6 protein-coding genes are annotated in these 7,023 nt (G+C 34.1%); 2 read left to right on the forward strand and 4 right to left on the reverse strand.

Annotated elements, in window-relative coordinates; all coding sequences use genetic code 11:
* Nucleotides 1–515: 515 nt before the first annotated feature.
* Nucleotides 516–1,160 (reverse strand): YggS family pyridoxal phosphate-dependent enzyme, encoded by a 645-nt coding sequence (locus J6L95_RS08640; RefSeq protein ID WP_029071606.1) that lies wholly within the window; start codon nucleotides 1,158–1,160, stop codon nucleotides 516–518.
* 106 nt (nucleotides 1,161–1,266) lie between these two features.
* Here J6L95_RS08640 and J6L95_RS08645 point away from each other — a divergent pair, with 106 nt between their 5' ends.
* Entirely contained in the window at nucleotides 1,267–2,256 is a 990-nt protein-coding gene (locus tag J6L95_RS08645) for a hypothetical protein (RefSeq protein WP_029071607.1), read from the forward strand.
* Here the strand turns inward: J6L95_RS08645 and J6L95_RS08650 are convergent.
* Nucleotides 2,180–3,022, reverse strand: coding sequence for a pyridoxamine kinase (locus J6L95_RS08650; RefSeq protein ID WP_029072657.1), 843 nt, complete (start codon nucleotides 3,020–3,022; stop codon nucleotides 2,180–2,182). The two genes, J6L95_RS08645 and J6L95_RS08650, sit on opposite strands and share 77 nt — an antisense overlap.
* A gap of 99 nt (nucleotides 3,023–3,121) precedes the next feature.
* On the opposite strand from J6L95_RS08650, the gene pdxR reads away from it, so the two are divergent.
* A complete protein-coding gene (gene pdxR / locus J6L95_RS08655; RefSeq protein ID WP_287458839.1) occupies nucleotides 3,122–4,495 on the forward strand; it encodes a MocR-like pyridoxine biosynthesis transcription factor PdxR in 1,374 nt (457 codons plus the stop codon).
* A gap of 23 nt (nucleotides 4,496–4,518) precedes the next feature.
* Here pdxR and J6L95_RS08660 read toward each other — a convergent pair whose 3' ends face one another.
* On the reverse strand, nucleotides 4,519–6,270 hold the full coding sequence (locus J6L95_RS08660; protein ID WP_287458840.1) for a DUF2207 family protein: 1,752 nt from the start codon (nucleotides 6,268–6,270) through the stop codon (nucleotides 4,519–4,521).
* Nucleotides 6,270–6,818 carry a LemA family protein gene (locus tag J6L95_RS08665; protein ID WP_031589860.1) on the reverse strand — a complete coding sequence of 183 codons (549 nt, stop codon included), beginning with the start codon at nucleotides 6,816–6,818 and terminating at the stop codon, nucleotides 6,270–6,272. The genes J6L95_RS08660 and J6L95_RS08665 overlap by 1 nt, the downstream gene beginning before the upstream one ends.
* Between the last annotated feature and the right edge of the window lie 205 nt (nucleotides 6,819–7,023).

Consider the following 7,023-nt stretch of genomic DNA (forward strand, 5'->3'; position numbering starts at 1 on the left):
ATGGATACTGAGGCTTTCAGTAATGAAATGGTAAGAGCTACACCTATGCCTATTTCACTTAAGGAAGCATATTACGAATATCGCTATGGTATTTTTGCTGAATAAAATAACCTAAAGCAACAATTTACTTAAAAAGAGCGAAAAAAAATGAGAACTTGAAGCAAAAATCGTTGGTTTAATACAGATAAACAATAATATTAACAAGAATGATAGACCTATTAACTTTCTCTTTCGTAAAGAACGCTGATAACAGAATCCCTACGATCACAATATAGAAAGCAGATTGGCACTGCTGGTACTTGTTGTTAAATGATTAGACACCATTGAAGTCGAAACATGATACAAACCAAGTGCACAATATTGTAACACTAGATATCTTAAAAAACTTTTTTCATAATACTCTTCACCTCAGTCCATGTAATAATATAGTTCTTTTATATCTAAATATTATCATAAAAAATCATCCAATCATTTTTCTAAAATAAAGTAAAAAAAGCACCTAAATAAGTGCTTCTTTATTCATCAAATAAGGCATGTCCCAATCTAACCATGGTACTTCCTTCTTCAATCGCAATCTTGTAGTCATTGCTCATACCCATAGAAAGTTCAGTTAAATTATAGATTGGGAATAATTCCTGAAGATGTTCTAACAATTCTTTTGTTTCCTTGAAATAGATTCTTGTCTGTTCTGCATCAATATGGGGCGCCATCATCATCAATCCTCTTGGATTAATATGAGGACAATTGACAAGATATTTCACTACTTCTTCCATTTCTTCTTTTTTAAATCCGTGTTTGCTTTCTTCATTAGCAATATTAACCTGCAACAATACATCCATAATACGATTATGCTTAATTGCCTGTTTTTCAATTTCATCAATAAGCTTATAGCTATTGACTGAATGAATGAGGGTTACTTTATCAATAATATATTTCACCTTATTGCTCTGCAATGTACCAATAAAGTGCCATTCACCTTCTCCATCGTATTCTTCATACTTCTTAAGAAAATCCTGAACACGATTTTCACCAAAGATTGTACAGCCTGCTTCAGCTAACTTCTTAACTTCCTTTGCATCAATATACTTTGTTGCTGCAACAAGTGTAGCTGGCTTCACATTTTCCAATGCTTCTTTCACCGCTTTTTGATTTACGATCATCTAAATCACCTACCTATTCCTCATTATATTCATATTTATAAAGATATCCATCATTTTTTATCTAGAAATGATATAGTATAGTCATAAGAAAAAAGGAGGTATTAGTGTGTATATCAAGAAAAACTATATTGCGAGTGTTAGTTCATACTTTCATCTTAATAATAAAGTAAAGATTGAAGAAGCACTTTCTAAACTTATGGACGAGTGTGTTGATCACTATGAAAACGTTGAAGATATGCTTGTTTCATTTGGACATCCAAAAAGCGTTGCCTACACATATGGCTATCGCCCATTGCTTGTTTCATTTACACCACGTCATAAAATCTTAAAGACTTTTGAATATATATTTTTCTTTCTTTTAGATTTTTATCTTATTCTTTGTTCTATCTACTATATGTACGTCTTTGGCTATTTGCCATCACTAACGATATTTAATATTCTCTACACACATTCTTTTTTATTGATTCTTATCCAAGAACCATTTTTAACAATGTGCAGTATCTCAATTATCATACTGATGATTCTTTGTCTCATTGATACAACTAAACCATTAGGAAAAGAGGATCTTACATGGAACAAGGAAAAACTTTATCAATTGCCTTCCTATAAGGTCTATACATATCACAAGCATGAAACTTTCTTTATGGGAATATTTATTTTATTCTTTTTCTTGTTTGCTTTATTCTACATCTTTAGAGGATTAAGTCATTCTCATACGCACTTCAATGTCCGTATGATCTACTACTTCCTGCAAAGCTATATTGCTTTGATCATCTTATCTTATATTCTAGATTTATCAAAAAGAATCTATGACAGGAAATATCTGATTTCATCACTTATTTCACAAATTATTACTCTTGCAGCATTAAACTTTGCAGTATGGCAAAGTGATTTTCTTCAGCATTTCCTTTATCCTATCAAGAATGGCTTTCTTGCCAATAATGTATTTCTCATATTGGCAGTACTTGCCATTGAAGGAATATGTTTCTTTAAGATTGTCAAGAACTGCTACTATCTCTTTAATTTGCGTCATGTTGAATCATCTGAACAAGAGAAGGAATCGTCAACTCAAAATCAACTCCATACCAAGGCTTAGCTGGATTTTCTAAAGTCTTTCTGATTGTCAAGGCAGTATAATCTGCCGCAATCTGAAAGGCTTTTTTATAATCTATTCCTCTTGCTAGACATCCTACTGCAACTGATGAGAAGATATCTCCTGTACCATGATAAGACACATCGATTCTATCTGTCTGATATAAATAGAATTCATCTTTATCGACATCAAGACTCATAAAGCCAAGTTTTCCTTCTTCTAAAGACACACCTGTCACAACGATGATATGTCCACCTCTCTTAGCTAAAGCATAAAGTAAATCGTGAATATATTTTTCATCGTATTCTTCTTTATATTCCATACCTGTCATTAAGCATGCTTCAGTGATATTTGGGACAATATAATCTGCTACTTCACATAGTTCAGCATTCTTTTTTACATACGCTTCATCAAAATTAGGATAAAGTTTTCCATTATCGGCCATTACTGGATCTACGAATGTAAAATTGTTTTCTGTCTTAAACATCTTGAAGACATCTTTGATCATATCAATCTGATCAATTGTTCCAAGGTATCCTGTATAAAGTCCATCAAATGTAATCTCTTCTTCTTTCCAATGATTCACGATAGGATAGATCTGATCTGTCAGATCTTTAAATGTAAATCCTTTAAACATTGTATGAGTGGATAATACAGCAGTAGGAATGATGGACGCCTCTACTCCTGTAGCACTGATAATAGGTAATGCTACTGTTAAAGAACATTTCCCTAAACATGAAATATCCTGTATTGTAACTATTCTTTTCATATTTCTCTTCCTTTCTATTTTGAATACTATTATAATGATTATTGACCTTATTGATAGTATCAATTTATCATTAAAAACTATGGTCAGATGAGGTGCCCCATGCTTACTTATACATTTAATGATCATAAACCACTCTATAGTCAGCTTTACTCTTATATCAAAACTGATATACAAAATGGCATTCTATCTAGTGGAGAAAAGCTTCCTTCTAAAAGAAGTCTAGCTAAACAATTAAATATTTCTACCATTACTGTTGAAAATGCCTATCTTCAGCTTCTTGATGAAGGCTTTATCTACGCCTTACCAAGAAGCGGTTACTATGTTTCTAAGTTTCATGTTCAATCATTTGAAAAGAAACCAAGCAAACCGTTTCTACTTGAAGATCATCATAAGCATTATTCTATTGATTTATCATCACATGCCACTAGCGCTGAAAACTTCCCTTTTTCCATCTGGGCAAAATTATCTCGACAGGTTCTTTCTAATCATCAGGATGACCTGATGAAAAGCATGACTACTCAAGGAACAACCATTCTAAGAGAAGCTATTGCGCAATATCTTAATGAGTTTAGAAATCTCAAGGTTTCAAAGGACCAGATTATTATCGGTGCAGGTACAGAGTACCTTTATTCATTGCTTATTCAGCTATTAGGAACACATCAGAATTATGGTATTGAAGTTCCAGGATATCGCACTCTTCATCATATCTATGATGCCTACAATCTTCATGTTAAACCTTTATATCTTGATAAGAAGGGCATTAAGCCCTCTTCACTTAAAGATGTCAACGTGATCCACACAACGCCTTCTCATCATTTCCCAACCGGTATCACCATGCCTCTTTCACGTCGTATGAGTCTGCTTGAATGGGCTAATGAAGAGAAAGAGCGCTATATTATTGAAGATGACTATGATAGCGAATTCCGTATGATGGGTAAACCACTTCCACCGCTATTTAGTCTTGATCAAAGTGAACATGTCATCTATATGAATACTTTTACGAAGAGTCTTTCTTCGACAATTCGTATTAGCTACATGGTCCTTCCTCCTCATCTTGCGATAAGATTCAATGATCATCTTTCTTTCTACAACTGTACAGTTTCTTCTTTTGAACAGTACACATTGGCCTACTTTATTCAGGAGGGTTACTTTGAAAAGCACATCAACCGTATGAGAAACAAGTACCGTAAAAAGAGAAATGATATTTTATCACTGCTTACAGAGAGTCCTCTTTATCCTTTAGTTCATATCAAAGAAGAAAATGCTGGTCTGCATTTTCTTCTAGAAATTAAACAGGATTATGATTATGATCACTTTATTTCTTCTTGTCATACAAAAGGTCTTCATATAAAGACACTCAAGGACTATGGTGGAAAAGATGATAAAACATTGATCATCAACTATTCCTCATTACCACTTGCTTCCTTTAAAGAAGCAATCACCATTCTTTATGACGTATTAAAAAAGCTGTAGCATTAACGCTACAGCTTTTTAAGTTAGCGGACGCCACCTCCGCCTCCGCCGGAGAAGCCGCCGCCTCCACCGCCAAACGATGAGCCGCCTCCGCCACCGGAGAAGGCACTACCCGAATTGGCTGTATGATAGGCATTGTTCGCATTTATTACCCCTTGGTATACAAATGCACGTGTAAGAAGCATGCTGTTGTAATAATTCATATCCATCTCTTGTTCAAATGATGGTTTAACAATCTTCAATTGTTTTTCTACAACATCAGCAATACCTAGAATTGTGGCATACATGAGATATTCTTCCCATAGCTGCACTTCTATTACTTCTTTTTCTTTCATATTGTCCTGGTCTATTAAGAACTTATTTAAACCATAGACATGTTCCATGTCATCTTTTACTTTCATTTTGAAAGTTTCTGTTGTCTTTGGAAGACTGATGCCTAGAACATTACGATATTTTTTTGATACAATAAGCAGCTTTTGACTACGTAAATCTTTTCTTACCTGCTTTTCAACTTTTTCAAACCATCCAACAACACTCTCATAGTGTCTCTTGCACCATTTTTCAAATTCTTTTGTTTCAAGAATAAGGTTCTTACCTGATGCTTTGACAAACATATCATATAAACGAGATTCTAGTGGATCTTCAGTTGTTAAAGGTTTAGAGAAATCTATCTGGTAGCCTTCTTTCTTTCTGAAGAAGCCATTCTCTTCTGTTTTCTTGAAACTTACCTGATTATTCTTGATCCATCTTAAGACATAGGCTGACATAATACCACCTTTCGTCTTTTCTTTAATCAATCCAGCATGATCTGCTAGATAATAGAAATAGGCAATATCCTTAGTAGGAATATCTCTAAATGGATGAACATCCTTCTTTGAGAATTCACTTCCATCTTCAAAAATCATTTTTGCCTTCTTTTTACTTGCAATTAAGCCAGCTAAAAATATTAAACCGCCAACTGCCGCAAAAAGAATATAGAAGAACTTCAGGAATACATCAAAAAATGAATCTTTAGCAAGTTCTCCATCTTCGCCATAGGTTACATTGCTTTCTTCATCATCAAAGCTAGAACCTTGCATTGCATCACTCTTCACATCTTCAAAATCTTCATCTTGGTGATACTGGCTAGGTGAAGCGTAAGTCTGTTCCAATTTTGCAAAAAGCTGCACTCTTTTTATCTTCCCAGTCGACAGCATATGGATTGTACCGTTTTCCATATAATCACAGCGACCTTCATAGCCAAATCCCCAGATATCTGAGTTATCGGCAGTAAAGCTTCCAAGTTCACTTTTTACATCAACCATAACCTTAGATACAGGTATACTCATATCCCCCATGAAAGCATAATTGATACCCTGTGTATCAGAATACTGATTGACGAGATGAGCAACCTTATAAACAAAAGTATATGTCTTATGCCCATAATCACCAATACCAAAACAGATTTCATAGGTTGAGCCTGATTGTGTGATGCCACACTTGTCTTTTTTCTCACTTCTAGAAGCATTTACATCCCAATTATTCCCAATATTCTGATATTTTTTTCCACCTTCACTAACAGAAATAAGTGAGACACTTTGGTCATTCATGTTCTTAAATGTCTTATAGACTTCTGTACCACGATTTGCTTCCATATCCCATACTTCAGTAAATGTTCCCGTACCGTTGGCATCAATAACACAGTTGATTGTCATCTTATTGATCTGTGTACTTGATGCATGAACAGGTACAATCGAGAAAACAAGTAAAGCAACAATAAGTAATAATTTTTTCATTAGAATTCTACATGTGGAGCTTCTTTAGCTGAAGCTTCTGCTTCAAAGTATGGGAGTCTTTCAAAATGTCCAAAAGAAGCAACTAAGCTAGATGGGAACATTTCAAGCTTGTTCTTATACTGATTAACATCATCATTATAGAACTGTCTAGCATACTGAATCTTATTTTCTGTTTCAGTCAACTCATTTTGAAGCTGAATGAAGTTTTCATTTGCTTTTAAATCAGGATAAGCTTCTGCCACAGCGAATAAACGTCCAATAGCCTGTGTCAACTGATTTGATGTTTCAATCTGTTCTTCTACTGTAGAAGCATTTGTATAGTTGTTTCTAGCTGCAATAACTGCCTGCAAAGTTTCTTTCTCATGCTTCGCATAGCCCTTTACTGTTTCGACAAGATTTGGAATAAGATCCGCTCTTCTTTTAAGCACTACATCCACCTGTGCCCAGGCTGTCTGTGCTTTATTTCTCAACTTAACAAGACTGTTATATGTTGAGATACACCATAATACGATAACTGCGATAATCGCAATAATAACAATTAAAATCATAGTGATTTCCTCCTTTTTTTACATTTTATCATGTATGTTTACCTATGTATATAAATATAATCAGTATAAAAGGGGCTGACCCGGATAGATAATCTGGATTAGTTTTCAAAAATAAAATGCGCCGGATAAATCCGACGCATTTTTTGGTATAATGTAATTATGAAAACTACAACATTAAACCATAAAAATTATAGCGCATTTCAGA

This window comes from Kandleria sp. (genome assembly GCF_017934775.1).
Taxonomy (GTDB): domain Bacteria; phylum Bacillota_I; class Bacilli_A; order Erysipelotrichales; family Coprobacillaceae; genus Kandleria; species Kandleria vitulina.

What these genes read in the sequence shown, in the direction of transcription:
- J6L95_RS08665 (WP_031589860.1), bottom strand. Translation starts at nt 6,818, where the DNA reads ATGATTTTAATTGTTATTATTGCGATTATCGCAGTTATCGTATTATGG.
- J6L95_RS08650 (WP_029072657.1), bottom strand. Translation starts at nt 3,022, where the DNA reads ATGAAAAGAATAGTTACAATACAGGATATTTCATGTTTAGGGAAATGT.
- J6L95_RS08660 (WP_287458840.1), bottom strand. Translation starts at nt 6,270, where the DNA reads ATGAAAAAATTATTACTTATTGTTGCTTTACTTGTTTTCTCGATTGTA.
- pdxR (WP_287458839.1), top strand. Translation starts at nt 3,122, where the DNA reads ATGCTTACTTATACATTTAATGATCATAAACCACTCTATAGTCAGCTT.
- J6L95_RS08640 (WP_029071606.1), bottom strand. Translation starts at nt 1,160, where the DNA reads ATGATCGTAAATCAAAAAGCGGTGAAAGAAGCATTGGAAAATGTGAAG.